The organism is Bacillus shivajii, from assembly GCF_020519665.1.
Taxonomy (GTDB): domain Bacteria; phylum Bacillota; class Bacilli; order Bacillales; family Salisediminibacteriaceae; genus Bacillus_CA; species Bacillus_CA shivajii.
In genome coordinates this window covers 3887791-3902248 of sequence record NZ_CP084703.1, presented here as the reverse complement: position 1 = coordinate 3902248, position 14458 = coordinate 3887791, and the positions used below count along the sequence as shown (strand labels likewise).

13 protein-coding genes are annotated in these 14458 nt (G+C 39.0%); 11 read left to right on the top strand and 2 right to left on the bottom strand.

Features of this window, described 5'->3' with window-relative positions; translation table 11 throughout:
- The first annotated feature begins 1 nt into the window (after position 1).
- The 11 genes from LGQ02_RS18870 to LGQ02_RS18820 all read left to right on the top strand — a co-directional run bounded on the left by LGQ02_RS18870 (position 2) and on the right by LGQ02_RS18820 (position 12346).
- The gene (locus tag LGQ02_RS18870) at positions 2–1114 is read left to right on the top strand and encodes an ABC transporter ATP-binding protein (protein WP_226515825.1); all 1113 of its coding nucleotides are present in this window, start codon (positions 2–4) and stop codon (positions 1112–1114) included.
- Positions 1115–1129: 15 nt separating this feature from the next.
- A complete protein-coding gene (locus LGQ02_RS18865) occupies positions 1130–1924 on the top strand; it encodes an inositol monophosphatase family protein (RefSeq protein WP_226515824.1) in 795 nt (264 codons plus the stop codon).
- Positions 1925–1937: 13 nt separating this feature from the next.
- A complete protein-coding gene (locus tag LGQ02_RS18860) occupies positions 1938–2744 on the top strand; it encodes an HAD family hydrolase (RefSeq protein ID WP_226515823.1) in 807 nt (268 codons plus the stop codon).
- Positions 2745–2818: 74 nt separating this feature from the next.
- Positions 2819–3649 carry a sugar phosphate isomerase/epimerase family protein gene (locus tag LGQ02_RS18855; protein WP_226515822.1) on the top strand — a complete coding sequence of 277 codons (831 nt, stop codon included), beginning with the start codon at positions 2819–2821 and terminating at the stop codon, positions 3647–3649.
- A 171-nt stretch (positions 3650–3820) separates the two neighbouring features.
- Entirely contained in the window at positions 3821–4852 is a 1032-nt protein-coding gene (gene iolG / locus LGQ02_RS18850) for an inositol 2-dehydrogenase (protein WP_226515821.1), read from the top strand.
- Between the two features lie 81 nt (positions 4853–4933).
- Positions 4934–5752 (top strand): 5-deoxy-glucuronate isomerase, encoded by an 819-nt coding sequence (iolB, locus tag LGQ02_RS18845; protein WP_226515820.1) that lies wholly within the window; start codon positions 4934–4936, stop codon positions 5750–5752.
- A gap of 79 nt (positions 5753–5831) precedes the next feature.
- Entirely contained in the window at positions 5832–6833 is a 1002-nt protein-coding gene (gene iolC, locus LGQ02_RS18840; RefSeq protein ID WP_226515819.1) for a 5-dehydro-2-deoxygluconokinase, read from the top strand.
- Positions 6834–6892: 59 nt separating this feature from the next.
- Positions 6893–8350, top strand: a complete 1458-nt coding sequence (locus tag LGQ02_RS18835; protein WP_226515818.1) for a CoA-acylating methylmalonate-semialdehyde dehydrogenase — start codon at positions 6893–6895, stop codon at positions 8348–8350.
- A gap of 73 nt (positions 8351–8423) precedes the next feature.
- Positions 8424–10349, top strand: coding sequence for a 3D-(3,5/4)-trihydroxycyclohexane-1,2-dione acylhydrolase (decyclizing) (gene iolD / locus LGQ02_RS18830; protein WP_226515817.1), 1926 nt, complete (start codon positions 8424–8426; stop codon positions 10347–10349).
- Between the two features lie 23 nt (positions 10350–10372).
- On the top strand, positions 10373–11269 hold the full coding sequence (gene iolE / locus LGQ02_RS18825; protein WP_226515816.1) for a myo-inosose-2 dehydratase: 897 nt from the start codon (positions 10373–10375) through the stop codon (positions 11267–11269).
- A gap of 90 nt (positions 11270–11359) precedes the next feature.
- Entirely contained in the window at positions 11360–12346 is a 987-nt protein-coding gene (locus LGQ02_RS18820; protein WP_226515815.1) for a LacI family DNA-binding transcriptional regulator, read from the top strand.
- 120 nt (positions 12347–12466) lie between these two features.
- On the opposite strand, the gene LGQ02_RS18815 is transcribed toward LGQ02_RS18820, so the two are convergent.
- Entirely contained in the window at positions 12467–13291 is an 825-nt protein-coding gene (locus tag LGQ02_RS18815) for a Gfo/Idh/MocA family protein (protein WP_319003494.1), read from the bottom strand.
- A gap of 157 nt (positions 13292–13448) precedes the next feature.
- The gene (locus LGQ02_RS18810; protein ID WP_226515814.1) at positions 13449–14444 is read right to left on the bottom strand and encodes a Gfo/Idh/MocA family protein; all 996 of its coding nucleotides are present in this window, start codon (positions 14442–14444) and stop codon (positions 13449–13451) included.
- Positions 14445–14458 lie beyond the last annotated feature (14 nt).

Genomic DNA, 14458 nt, shown 5'->3' with positions numbered 1-14458 from the left:
CATGACTACAACAATAAAAACAACAACTTCACCAGTAAAATTAAGTCAATTATTAAAAGTATTCCCTTCACACTCTGGTGCAGCAGAGCATGTTGCGGTTGATTATATTGATTTAGACATTGAATCAGGAGAGTTAGTAACATTACTAGGTCCTTCCGGGTGCGGGAAAACGACAACATTAAGGATGCTTGCAGGGTTTGAGTACCCTAGTGATGGTAAGATCTATATTGGAAACGAAGATGTTACGAGTGTTCCTGCAAATAAACGGGATGTCGGAATGGTGTTTCAAAGCTACGCACTATTCCCTCATTTAACAATCTATGAAAATGTTGCGTACGGATTGAAAATTAAAGGTTTAGCTAAAAAAGAAGTAAAAGAAAGAGTAGAAAAAGTTTTAGAGCTCATGCACTTACAGCAATTTAGAGACCGTTCCCCTTCGCAATTATCAGGCGGACAGCAACAACGAGTTGCATTAGCTCGGGCTGTTGTTACGGAACCGAAAGTTTTACTTTTTGATGAACCGTTATCAAACCTAGACGCGAAGCTTAGAGTGTATATGAGAGAAGAGCTTAGAAAGCTGCAACAACGATTAAACATTACAAGCTTGTATGTTACACATGACCAGACAGAAGCCATGGCAATTTCTGATAAAGTTGTCATTATGAATGATGGCAGAATTGAACAAGTTGGATCCCCGATTGAAATTTATACAAAGCCTAAAAATCAATTTGTTGCAAACTTTATGGGAAAAGCTAACTTCATAGAAGGGGTTATTGAAGTAGTAGATCCACTAAATGTAACATTCGTATTTGATGGTTATTCAATCATTGTAGAAAATGACAAAGATACTGATTTTGAAGTTGGAGATAAAGTGCATTGTGTGGTTAGACCTGAATTTTGGGTGATAGAAGAAGATGGCAAATATGAAGCAGAGGTCTTAAGAACGACATACTTTGGTTCGTTCGTTGAATATGAAGTCGAAGTTGGAAACCAAACGATTATTATAGAAGATTACAATCATATCATTAATGGAATATATGAACCAGGTGATAAGGTTCGAGTGAATATTAAAGATCGTTGTGCAAAAGTACTTTCATACGATCCAGAATATTAATAAGGAAGTGGAGAAATGGGTTATATTAACTTAGCACTTCGTATGGCAAGAGAGGCCGGGGAACTAATAAGAGAATATGTTGACGGCGAATTTACCGTTGAAGAAAAGTCCTCGAAAGTTGATTTAGTTACAGAGGTTGATCAAAAATCTGAAAATTTTATAAGAAATAGAATTCATGAATACTACCCAGACCATAAGATTGTTGGAGAAGAGGGGGTTGCTGGAGGCGATGATTTAAATGTCATTGCTGAAAGTGACGATTATATTTGGATTATTGACCCGATAGATGGAACAACAAATTTTGTCCATGGCTTACCTGGTTATACGGTGTCTATCGCTTTAAGTTATAAAAAAGAGGTAATTCTTGGTGTAATATATGATCCTACACTTGATGAAATGTTCTGGGCAGAAAAAGGAAAGGGGTCGTTCTTAAATAGTAAAAGGATGACTGTATCTGAAAAGGATCATATGGAAGGTTGTGTCCTTGCTACTGGTTATCCTTCTGATGTAGAAGGAGACCGGGCAAAAGTGATCGAGAACATTCATGCGTTAGGACCTGTCTGCAGCAATATCCGTACATTTGGTTCCGCTGCATTGCATTTAGCCTATACCGCTTCTGGTAGAATGGAAGGTTTTTGGGAGCATGGCTTAAATGTTTGGGATGTGGCAGCCGGTTACCTGATCGTAAAAGAGGCAGGAGGGGCGGCAACAGCCATAACTGGAGAAGCATATAGTCTCACAACAAGAGGGATCGTTGCAAGTAACGGAAACATTCATGAAAATTTGATAGAAAGTATTAATGAAAACTAAAGGGGGATTTTCATTGAATAATAAATTAATCATTACTGACTTAGATGGAACCCTTTTAGATCCTAACCAAAAAATAAGTCCGGAGAATAAAAAGGCGATCGAAAGGTTTAAAGGTGATGGCGGGTTATTTACTTTCGCCACTGGCCGAATGGAGCATGCGGTAAAAGACTTTGTTGAACAATTAAACGTTGATATTCCTTTAATCTTATACAATGGGGCTAAGATTTACTGTCCTATATCAAACAAGATTCTCTATGAGAGAGAATATGATCTGAACATGAGTTTTTGGGAAAAATTAATAGAACTCTCAGATGATCAAGTGAGTCTGCTCTTTTACCAAAATGGTGGTATATACACTCACGAGAAAAATGCAGTGACAGAAGCTTATGAAAAAAAAGATTCTGTCCACGTAAAAGTTCGCGATGATGTTTATAACGAACCAGTTACGAAAATCCTTATCATTGCCGAAGGAAAAAAGCTCGAACAATACGAGAAATTTGTTCAAGGAAGTCCATTTGATTTTACCCTCGTTTATTCTGAAAGTAATTACTTAGAAATTTTACCGAAGGGCGTTTCAAAAGGTGAAGCGGTAAAAGAATTAAAAAAAATATTAAACCGCCCATCCATTGAAGCGATTTGTATTGGAGATAATCTCAATGATTATACGATGGTGAAAACAGCGGATAAAGGAATTGCCGTAGGGAATGCTCACCCTGAACTGAAAGATGTAGCCTCAGAAATTACGGTTCACCATGAAGAGCATGCTATCGCAAAGGTGATATCAGACTTAGTTGATGAACGGGACCCTGTTCACGAATGATGTGACCTTATTGGTGAATAAGTATAGGAGATGCTTTACCAAGAAATTATTCACTGTTATAGAAGGGGGAAGCTATGAAAATAGGTTTTAATCAAGCGACAACGTTAGATTCATCGAACTTAAAAACTGACATGCAGCTTTGTGAAAAATATGGATATGATTTTATTGAAATACGTCTTGATAAATTAAAAGAATACTTGCAAACAAATACAGTTGAGGACCTTAAGGCATTCTTTAATCAAGCAAAATTAAAGCCTTTGGCTTTTAATGCAATTGAATTTTTCACCTTTCAAAATGATACAATATTTGAAAATCAAAAAAATGACTTAAGGTTTCTGCAACGCATAGGGAAAGAAATCAATTGCGATACAATCGTCGTCGTTCCAACGTTTGAAGTACCAAACCCATCTAAAGCGGAAGTTCAACGAGAGACAGTCGACAAGCTAAAATGTTTATTAGAGGTCCTAGATTCAGATATGAGGCTTGCATTTGAATTTGTTGGCTATCCGCATTGTTCAGTTAATACATTAGAACAAGCGTACGACATCGTGAAGGAAGTCAACGATCCGAGAGTCGGACTTGTGGTCGATTGTTTTCACCTTCATGCCATGAATTCTAATATTGCTTTATTAAAGGATATTGATAAAGAAAAAATTTTCTTATTCCATATTGATGATAGTGAGGATAAAGTTCCAGGAAGCTTGAGAGATCACCATCGATTATGGCCTGGTGACGGAGTCATCGATTTAGAGATAATTTTGCATACCTTGCACGAAAAGGGGTTTAAAGGACCTGCATCATTAGAGTTATTCCGTCCAGAATATTGGTCACTTTCCCCAGATGAATGTATAAGTACAGGGATTGAAAAAACGTCGAAAATGCTAGCAAAGTGTCTCGCAAAATAAATAGAGAATTGTCCCATGAGTTTTGTTCAAAGTACAATTTAAAATGACAAAAAACTAGGAAGAGAGTACACTGTGGTTAAGCGCTTACCTGGAGTGGGGCAATAAAAAAAGACTAAAAAGGTGAGACAGCTGGTAAACGGCATGGTTTTAAAAGAAATGGAGGGGTTGTTATTGGAAAAATTAAATCTTGCAATTATAGGAGCGGGGCGAATTGGTCAATTGCACGCAAATAACATTTTACAAATGAATACAGCAAACCTTGTTGCTGTATCTGATGTGTATCTTGACCACATTAAAGGCTCGACGATAGAAAAAGCAGTAAATTATGTAACGACTGATTATACCGAAATTCTTGAAGATAAAGAAGTTGACGCAATATTGATTTGTACGTCGACAGATACTCACGTTCAAATCATTGTCGAAGCAGCTTCAGCCGGTAAGCATGTTTTCTGTGAAAAACCAATCAGCTTTAGTATTGAAGAAACGAAGAAAGCGCTTCAAGCTGTATCTGAAGCAGGGGTGAAGTTACAAATTGGTTTTAATAGGCGTTTTGATAAACACTTCCGCAAAGTCTATGAAACCGTAGATGCAGGAGTAATTGGTGATCCTCATCTATTAAAAGTTACCTCCAGAGACCCGGAGCCGCCACCAAGATCATACATTGAACGCTCAGGAGGATTGTTTATCGACATGACGATCCATGACTTCGATATGATGAGATATTTATCAGGGACGAATGTAAAAGAGGTTTTCGTAAAAGGCGCTAATTTAGTTGATCCTGAAATTGGCGAGTGCGGGGACATCGATACAGCAATCATTACATTAACATTTGAGGATGGTTCTCTTGGAGTCATTGATAATAGTCGAAAAGCGGATTACGGCTATGACCAGAGGGTTGAAGTATTCGGAAGTCAAGGTGCTGCCAGTGCAAACAATGAACGGCTGACAAATGTAGAAGTGAGTACAAACCAATCTGTCGTCATTGAAAAACCAAAGCATTTCTTCCTCGACCGTTACCATGACGCATTTGTTGAAGAACTGCACTCTTTTGTTGATGCAATTATTACAGATAAGCCAGTTCGATGCAGTGGTGAGGATGGATTCAAAGCTGAGCTGTTAGCACATGCAGCAAACCTTTCATTACGAGAAAATCGATCCGTTAAAATTAGTGAAATAGAGGATAAACTCTTTAAGACTATTTAATCTTTATAACAAGAGTACTAGATATAAAAGTTCGTACCGTAAAAAAAGAAAGATTTTTAATAAAACAGGAGGAATTCAATCATGTCTGAATTAATTGTAAAGCCTGCATCCCCAGATAAAGATGGGAAAGTTTTATCTGTCACCCCAGAATCAGCTGGCTGGGATTATGTTGGATTTGAAGTGTATTCGTTAAAACAGGGAGAGAGACTTCATAAGCAAACAGAAGGGAATGAAGTTTGTCTCGTATTATTAACTGGTAAGGCTGACGTGCATACTTCAAAGGAACAGTTTAATCAGATCGGAGAGAGAATGAGTGTTTTTGAAAAAATTCCTCCATTTTCTGTCTATGTTCCAAATGATGATGAATATGAAGTGACTGCCTTAACGGATCTAGAGTTAGCTGTTTGTGCTTCACCTGGCAAAGGGACGCACGAAGCGCGCTTAATTAAGCCACAAGATGTGGGGACAGCTGACCGCGGTTTTGGAAAAATGTCACGAAAAATCCATAACATTCTTCCTGAAGATGAACCAGCGGACTCGTTACTTGTTGTTGAAGTTTTTACGCCGGATGGAAATACGTCTAGTTATCCGCCGCATAAACACGATAAGGATAATTTCCCTCATGAAACGTATTTAGAAGAAACGTATTTCCACCAGGTTAACCCTGAACAAGGCTTTGTTTTTCAGCGAGTATACAACGATGACAGAAGTTTAAATGAAACACTCGCGGTAGAAAACAAAAATGTCGTGTTAGTTCCTGAAGGGTATCACCCTGTATCTGCTATTCCTGGGTATGAATCATATTACTTAAACGTAATGGCGGGCCTAGTAAGAAAATGGAAATTTAACAATGACCCAGACCATGAATGGTTATTTGAAAATGTGATGGAAAAGAAATAATCAGCTAATTCAAGTTCACAAATGTGCGGGGCAGGATCGTTTGATCCTCGCAAACTGAAGCAAAGGAGTGTTCGTAACGATGAATGGATTAAGTTTTGAACAAAATAGGCCTATAGATATTATTGGAATTGGCCGCTTATGTGTTGACTTAAATGCAAATGAAATACATCGTCCAATGGAAGAAACAAGAACGTTTACAAAGTATGTAGGTGGTTCTCCAGCAAACATCGCGATCGGGTCCAGTCGTCTTGGGCTTAACGCTGGTTTTATTGGGAAAGTTTCGGACGATCAAATGGGACGTTTCATAACAAATTATCTTGAAGAAAACAAAATTGATACATCAAATGTTTCAACTGATCACACTGGAGCTGTAACAGGATTAGCATTTACAGAGATTCTTAGTCCGGAAGATTGCAGTATTCTCATGTATCGTGATAATGTAGCCGATCTTAAATTATCAACAGATGATGTATCAGAAGAATATATAAAGCAGGCAAAAATTTTACTCGTCTCAGGAACAGCACTTGCTGCAAGCCCATCAAGAGAGGCAGTTTTCCTAGCACTTGAATATGCACGAAAACACAATGTCACAGTGATTTTTGATGTGGACTATCGTCCATATACGTGGAATTCTTCAAAAGAAACAGCGGTTTATTATAGTTTAGCTGCGGAAAAATGTGATGTCATTATTGGAACACGAGAAGAGTTCGATATGATGGAGCAGTTTATAAAAGATTACGAGTCTGATGACAAAAAGACAGCTCAAAGGTGGTTTGATTATCATGCTAAAATCGTCGTGATTAAACATGGATCAGAAGGGTCTATTGCCTACACGGCAGACGGATTATCGCACCGTGGCGGGATTTTTAAATCAAAAGTGCTGAAAACATTTGGTGCTGGAGACTCTTATGCATCAGCCTTTATTTACGGACTATTACAAGGCTGGGAGATTCCAAGGGCAATGGAATTTGGAAGTGCATCTGCATCCATTGTGATTTCCAAACATAGCTGTTCAGATGCAATGCCAACAGTCGATGAAATCAATGAATTTATGAAAACAGCAGAAAAAGTGCACGCATAAGCGAACAAGTCATTAATTTATAAATTTGAACGTCAACTATTATATTAGGAGGCTTTATTATGGCAGTTACATCAGTACAACACTTGAAAAACTATATCGGTGGACAGTGGGTTGATTCATCAAGCAAGACAGAAGAAGTGTACAATCCGGCTACAGGAGAAGTGATTGCCCATGTACCACTTTCAACATTTTCAGAGTTAGATCATGCAGCAGAAGTAGCAGAAAAGGCATTTGAAACATGGAGTGAGGTTCCTGTCCCAAAACGGGCAAGAATTCTTTTTAAATATCAACAGCTTCTCGTAGATCATTGGGATGAGCTCGCTGAAATTATTACAATTGAAAATGGAAAAAGCTTAAAAGAAGCTCATGGAGAAGTCCAACGTGGGATTGAGTGTGTTGAATTTGCCGCTGGAGCTCCAAGTTTAATGATGGGAAAACAGCTCCCAGACATTGCAAATGGCCTTGAGTCTGGCATGTATCGTTATCCAATCGGAGTCGTTGGCGGAATTACACCATTTAACTTTCCAATGATGGTACCATGCTGGATGTTCCCACTTGCAATTGCAGTTGGAAACACTTTCGTATTAAAGCCGTCTGAACGAACACCTCTTCTTGCTAATCGTCTTGCAGAATTATTTGCAGAAGCCGGTCTTCCAGACGGTGTACTGAATATCGTTCACGGTGCTCACGATGTCGTTAACGGCATTTTAGAAAACAAAAAAATTAAAGCCATCTCCTTCGTAGGCTCTCAGCCTGTAGCTGAATATGTTTATAAAAAAGGGACGGAAAACTTAAAACGTGTTCAAGCTCTTGCTGGTGCGAAAAACCACTCCATCGTCTTAAATGACGCTGATCTAGAAAATGCCGCAACGCAAATTGTAACGGCTGCATTTGGTTCGGCAGGAGAACGTTGTATGGCGTGCGCAGTTGTAGCTGTTGAAGAAGGAGTAGCTGATGAATTCATCGATTTATTAGTGAAAAAATCAAATGAAATTACGATTGGTAATGGATTAGAGGATGACGTATTCTTAGGTCCTGTGATTCGTGAAGATCATAAAAAGCGTACACTTCAGTACATTGAGACTGGAGAAAAAGAAGGAGCAACACTCGTCCGTGATGGTAGAAAAGACGTCGATGCTCAAGAAAAAGGATATTTTGTTGGACCAACAATTTTTGATGGAGTAACAAACGAAATGAAAATTTGGCAAGATGAGATTTTTGCTCCTGTACTGTCTGTAACAAGAGTAAAGGACTTACCTGAAGCTGTTGAACTATCAAATCAATCCCGATTTGCAAATGGTGCTTGTATTTTCACAACAAATGGGGGGCAAGTACGTCAATTCCGTGAAAAAATTGACGCAGGTATGCTTGGTGTAAATATTGGGGTGCCAGCTCCTATGGCGTTTTTCCCATTCTCAGGTTGGAAAGATTCTTTCTATGGCGATTTACATGCGAATGGAAATGACGGAGTCGAGTTCTATACTCGTAAGAAGATGTTAACATCACGCTGGACATAAAAAGTGAAAGTCGGGTAGGTTTACTATCCGGCTTTCTCTAAGTATATAAAATTCAATGAAGAGGTGACAGTGGATGCTTTTGACGACAGCTCAAGCAATTGTAAAGTTTTTAAATGAGCAATATCTTGAAGTTGATGGAAAACAACATAAAGCATTTAAAGGGATTTTTACGATTTTCGGTCACGGAAATGTCGTCGGATTAGGTCAGGCATTAGAAGAGGACCGTGGAGACTTAGAAGTATACCAAGGGCGTAATGAGCAAGGAATGGCTCATGCTGCAATCGCTTATGCAAAACAAAAACACCGAAAGCAATTTGTGGCTTGTACATCCTCTGTTGGACCGGGCTCAGCAAACATGGTAACAGCAGCTGCAACAGCTACAGCAAATAACATTCCATTATTGCTTCTTCCTGGTGATACGTTTGCAAGTAGACAGCCAGATCCTGTCTTACAGCAGATTGAACAAACGCATGATTCGACCCTCTCTACAAATGATGCCCTTCGTCCGGTGAGTAAGTACTGGGACCGGGTCAGTCGTCCTGAGCAGGTGATGTCAGCGTTAATTCATGCCATGAGAGTGCTGACGAACCAAGAGGATACAGGTGCAGTGACCATTTCATTGCCCCAAGATGTGCAAGGAGAAGCATACGACTTTCCAGAGTACTTCTTCCAAAAAAGGGTGCACCGGATCGAAAGAAGAACACCGACAGCCCTTGAGTTAGAAGATGCCCTTTCTTTAATTACAAAAAAGAAGAAACCATTTATTATTTGCGGTGGCGGTGTACGTTACTCTGAGGCTGGAGAAACGTTAAAGAACTTTGCAAACAAATACCATATTCCATTTGGCGAAACGCAGGCAGGAAAGAGTGCTGTTGAAAGTTCTAACCCAATGAATGTTGGTGGTGTAGGTGTTGCTGGAAACTTGGCAGCTAACCGGTTAGCGAAAGAGGCAGATTTAGTTATTGGCATCGGTACGCGCTTAACAGACTTTACAACTGCTTCCAAACAGCTTTTCCAAAATGAGCATGTTGATTACTTATTAATTAATGCTTCTGATTTCCATGCAGGGAAACTCGATGCTGTAAAAGTTGTCGCAGATGCTCGAGAATCATTAACCGCTCTTGATCAGCAGCTAGAGAAACATCAATATCAATCGGCTTATGAAGGAGAAATTAAACAAGCAAAAGCTGATTGGGAAACAGAATTGAACCGTCTTTATGAAGTTTCTTTTGAAAAGAAGGACTTTAAGCCGGAAGTAAGCGGCCATTTGGACGAAAAGCTTACTGAATATGCTGAAGTTCTAAACTCTGCACTGACACAAACAGAAGTGCTCGGTCATATTAACAAACAAATTGATGAAGATGCAATCGTTGTAGGGGCAGCGGGAAGCTTACCTGGTGATTTGCAGCGAATGTGGGTGAATCGTAAGCCAAACACGTACCATATGGAGTACGGCTATTCTTGCATGGGTTATGAAATATCTGGTGCCCTTGGTGTGAAAATGGCACAGCCAGAACAGGAAGTGTATGCACTAGTTGGTGATGGGAGTTATATGATGCTTCATTCAGAACTAGTGACAAGCCTGCAAGAAGGCAAAAAAATTAATGTTTTATTGCTTGATAATGCTGGATTCGGTTGTATTAATAACTTACAAATGGGAAATGGCATGGGAAGTTTTGCAACAGAATTCAGGAAACGAGATAAAGAATCAAACGCTTTAGACGGCGATATTCTTCCTGTTGACTTTGCTCAAAGCGCAGCAGGTTACGGGGTAAAAACTTACTCAGTTAAGACCGTTGATGACTTATTGTTTGCTTTAGAAGATGCGAAAAAACAAGAGGTTTCTACTTTACTCGATATTAAGGTACTCCCGAAAACGATGACAAATGGTTATGATTCATGGTGGAATGTCGGGGTAGCTGAAGTATCACAAAAGGAATCTATTGTTCAAGCTCATCATGATAGATTAGAAGAATTAAAAAAGGCACGTAAATATTAGAAAACTTAAAGAGGTGAAAAGATATGTTTAATCCAAACGAAGTCAAGTTAGGAATCGCCCCAATTGGCTGGACAAACGACGATATGCCTGAACTAGGAGGAGAAAATACGTTTGAGCAATGTATTAGTGAGATGGCATTAGCGGGATTTACAGGGACAGAAGTAGGCAATAAATATCCTCGTGATACCAAGGAACTGAAAAAAGCCCTCTCATTACGAGGGTTAGAAATTGCGAGTGCTTGGTTTAGTGCTCATTTAACTTCAGCTCCGCTTCAAACAACAGTCGATGCATTTATTAAACACCGTGATTTTCTACATGAAATGGGTTCGAAGGTCATTGTCGTTTCAGAGCAAGGCAATAGCATTCAAGGAAAGATGGAAACACCGTTGTTTCCCGAAAAGCCTCAGTTCACTGAAGAAGAATGGCAGACAGTAGCAGACGGACTAAATCACTTAGGTGAATTAGCGAATGAAAAAGATATGTCCCTCGTTTATCATCATCATATGGGAACCGGTGTCCAAACAACGGAAGAAATTGACCAGTTAATGGAAATGACAGACCCAAAACTAGTATCCTTGCTCTATGATACTGGTCATCTCGTTTTTTCTGGGGAAGAGCCTTTACATGTTTTAGAAAAACACTTCTCCCGCATTATGCATGTTCATTTAAAGGATGTAAGAGCTGATGTGGCAGAAAGAGTGAAAAGTGAAAATTGGAGTTTCTTAACTGCAGTGAAAGAAGGGGCGTTTACCGTACCAGGAGATGGTCAAATCGACTTTAAACCGATTTTTGAAGCATTAGCAAAGCGTAATTATAAAGGTTGGATGTTAGTTGAAGCTGAACAGGACCCGAAAAAGGCAAATCCCTTTGAATATGCCTTAATTGCAAGGAATTACATTAAAGAACATGCAGGAATCTAACGGCATTTATAAAGGGATACGTTTGATCTTTCCATAAAATTCTTTGATCATGTATACTTGAATGAATAACAATTCAGGAAGTGGACAAATATGAAAGTGACAATTTACCAAGTAGCTGAAAAAGCAAATGTATCAATTGCAACCGTTTCAAAAGTGATTAACAATACAGGTAGGATTGGCGAAGATACAAAAAAACGAGTATTAAAAGCAATGGAAGAATTAAATTATTATCCAAGTTTAGTTGCTTCAGCTTTAACAGGGAAAAAGACGGATACCATTGGGTTGCTGCTTCCTGATATTTCTAACCCCTTCTTTGCAGAAATTGCACGGCATATCGAGGATAGGGCTCACGAACTAGGGTTAAGTGTTATTATGTGTAGCACCGATTACAACAAAGATAAAGAGAGTAAATATATTCAATTACTTTTAAGAAAGCAAGTAGACGGCTTTATTTTATCTTCTGGTTTTCGTAATAAAGATCTTCTTAATCGGCTAGTTGAAGATGAAATTCCGCTTGCCATGATTGCTCATTATAACCCATCGATTTCAGTTCATGGTGTATCGATTGATGACTATAAGGGCGGTTATCTTGCAACGTCCCATTTACTATCTTTAGGTCACAAAAACATAGGCTTAATAGGGGAAAATGTCCGAAGTAGTAACTTACGAATTTACGGATATAGAGATGCATTTCAGGATTACGACTTGAGTGTTGATGAGGGGAATATTCTTCTGACAGATGCATCCGTTAGTAACGGGCGTAAATGTGCAGAACAATTATTAACAAGCAATGATAAGCCAAGTGCCATTTTTGCGGTCAATGATTTGCTTGCGATTGGGGCTTTTCAAGTTGCTCAGGAAAAAGGATTGAGTATTCCATCTGACTTATCCATTATCAGTTTTGATAATACCATTTTATCGAGAACGACTGTTCCGCCATTAACGACGGTTGCTCAGCCAATTGAGGAAATGGGGAAAAAAATCGTCGACCTTCTTCTGGAGGAAATTCAGCACCCGAAAAATAAAAATGAACAACTTTTATATTCTCCAGAGTTAATTATTAGAGGTTCGACTTAAAGGTACCCATCACTTTGGAATTATTTCGAAGAAATAGTATTGTATGATCACCTAGAATGACTTATGTGGTCCATTAATCAATGAGTGAGGCTGTCCCATATGTTTGGGACAGCCTTCATGTTATAGATGAATCGTTCTTACTTGGGATGCGGATTGATATGCAGCTAATGCGACACGTAATGCTTCAATCCCATCTTGAGCTGTAACGGCTGGCTTTTCCCCTTTATCGGAACGATGAATAAAGTCTTTGATCATTTCTTTATTCATATCGTCTCCCCAGAATTCCCAGCTTTCACCGTTATTCGTGTAAATTTTCATCCGTTGTCCAAAGGCATCGATTTTTAAGTTTCCTTTTGTCCCTATAATATCAAGCATGACATCACCCCAAGTAGGATAAGCTGCATTTCTTGACCAGCTGCAGTCTAAGGTGGCAAAGGCTCCATTTTTGAACTCTAGGGTCAATAATCCGCTATCTTCAGTTTCAGCTTCGTGAAATAGTCGTCCTATTTCAGCATATACCGATAATACATCACAATTGGTATACCATCTCATAATATCTGTGACATGTACGGTATGGTCCATTATTGCCCCGCCGCCAGCCAGTTTTGAATTTGCAAACCATCCTCCTGGATTTTCCCCGCGATTTGTTCCTTTCATTGCCAATATGTCGCCTAAAGAACCATCTTCAATGAATCGTTTCGCTTGTTTAATCGGCGTACTATATCGAACTGGGAATGCAGTTTGAAAAAACACCCTTTCCCTTTCACAAACCTTTGCAATTTCTTTAGCATCTTCAAGTGTGGTCGCAATTGGTTTTTCACAAAGAATATGTTTTCCAGCAAGTGCAGCCTGTTCGCTGTGTATTCGGTGGCGAGCATTTTCCGATGTAATAATAACTGCCTCGATGTCACTATTTAATAACTCTTCTATTGAATTGTAAAACACAGTCCCATATTTTTCTGCAGCTTTTCGTCCTGTATCAATGTCTTATTCATAAGCTATTCCTACTAATTGTGCTTCCGGGATTTCTATTAATGCTTTTGCATAACTATCTGCATGTACATGAGCAAAGCTAATAATCCCTACTTTCACTCAACTCACCTCAATTATGATTTAATGTAACAGGCTCTTTCGTTTTCGCTAATTCGATTGCAGCTAGTGCGATTCTCATCGCTTCATAAGCATCTTTCGCAGTTACGATTGGTGTGTGTTTGTTATTCTCACAATCTATAAAATGACGAAGTTGACGGTAATAAGGGCTTTCGTTTAATGGTGATGATGGAACGGCTACACCACTAAAAACGTTATTTTTCACACGCGGTTGTAAGTGAATGGATTGGTCAATGGAACTGTCATAATCGATGATTCCATCTGTTCCGGATATTTCCATAGCTGAAGAAAAACCTTCGTGTGCCCATGTCCCTTCTACATGGGCGATCATTCCATTCGCGAAGCGTAAGGTAACTAGCGCATAGTCTATTTTGTTTGTTATATCTTCTGATAAGCTCCTTGCATATACCCGTTCTACTTCGCCGAAACACCATCTTAAAAAATCAAAGTCATGGATGATCATATCTAATATTAATCCACCACTCTGTTCTGAATTAGAATACCAATCATTATAGCCACGTGGGAAGCTCCCGCCTCGAAGCGAACGCACCATTTTCGGTTCACCTATCATATTTCTCTCAATTTGCTGTTTAATAGAAGCAAATTCATGAAAAAAGCGTAAGACATGTCCTACATATAGGGTTGAGTTGTTATTGTTACAAAGCTGGATCATTTTTTCCGCTTCAGTCAGTGTTCTGGATAAAGGTTTTTCACATATGATTGCTTTGCAATGTTTAGTCGCCTCTGAAACTGCTTGGAAATGATGATTAGTAGGTAGACAAACATCTACAATTTGTATATTTTCGTTTTCTTGAAGTGCTTCGTTTAAATTTGGGAAATATTGTGTTTCAAATTTATTAGCCAGTGATTTTGCTTTTTCTTCATCGCTATCGACGATACCAGTAATGTGGACATCTGGCATGACTTGATAGGCGTCGGCATGAGCTTTTCCCATCGTACCTGCCCCTACAAGTAAAATGTTCTTCATTGTTATCACCTCCA

What these genes read in the sequence shown, in the direction of transcription:
- LGQ02_RS18820 (WP_226515815.1), top strand. Translation starts at nt 11,360, where the DNA reads ATGAAAGTGACAATTTACCAAGTAGCTGAAAAAGCAAATGTATCAATT.
- iolB (WP_226515820.1), top strand. Translation starts at nt 4,934, where the DNA reads ATGTCTGAATTAATTGTAAAGCCTGCATCCCCAGATAAAGATGGGAAA.
- LGQ02_RS18810 (WP_226515814.1), bottom strand. Translation starts at nt 14,444, where the DNA reads ATGAAGAACATTTTACTTGTAGGGGCAGGTACGATGGGAAAAGCTCAT.
- LGQ02_RS18835 (WP_226515818.1), top strand. Translation starts at nt 6,893, where the DNA reads ATGGCAGTTACATCAGTACAACACTTGAAAAACTATATCGGTGGACAG.
- iolE (WP_226515816.1), top strand. Translation starts at nt 10,373, where the DNA reads ATGTTTAATCCAAACGAAGTCAAGTTAGGAATCGCCCCAATTGGCTGG.
- iolD (WP_226515817.1), top strand. Translation starts at nt 8,424, where the DNA reads ATGCTTTTGACGACAGCTCAAGCAATTGTAAAGTTTTTAAATGAGCAA.
- iolC (WP_226515819.1), top strand. Translation starts at nt 5,832, where the DNA reads ATGAATGGATTAAGTTTTGAACAAAATAGGCCTATAGATATTATTGGA.
- LGQ02_RS18870 (WP_226515825.1), top strand. Translation starts at nt 2, where the DNA reads ATGACTACAACAATAAAAACAACAACTTCACCAGTAAAATTAAGTCAA.
- LGQ02_RS18865 (WP_226515824.1), top strand. Translation starts at nt 1,130, where the DNA reads ATGGGTTATATTAACTTAGCACTTCGTATGGCAAGAGAGGCCGGGGAA.
- LGQ02_RS18855 (WP_226515822.1), top strand. Translation starts at nt 2,819, where the DNA reads ATGAAAATAGGTTTTAATCAAGCGACAACGTTAGATTCATCGAACTTA.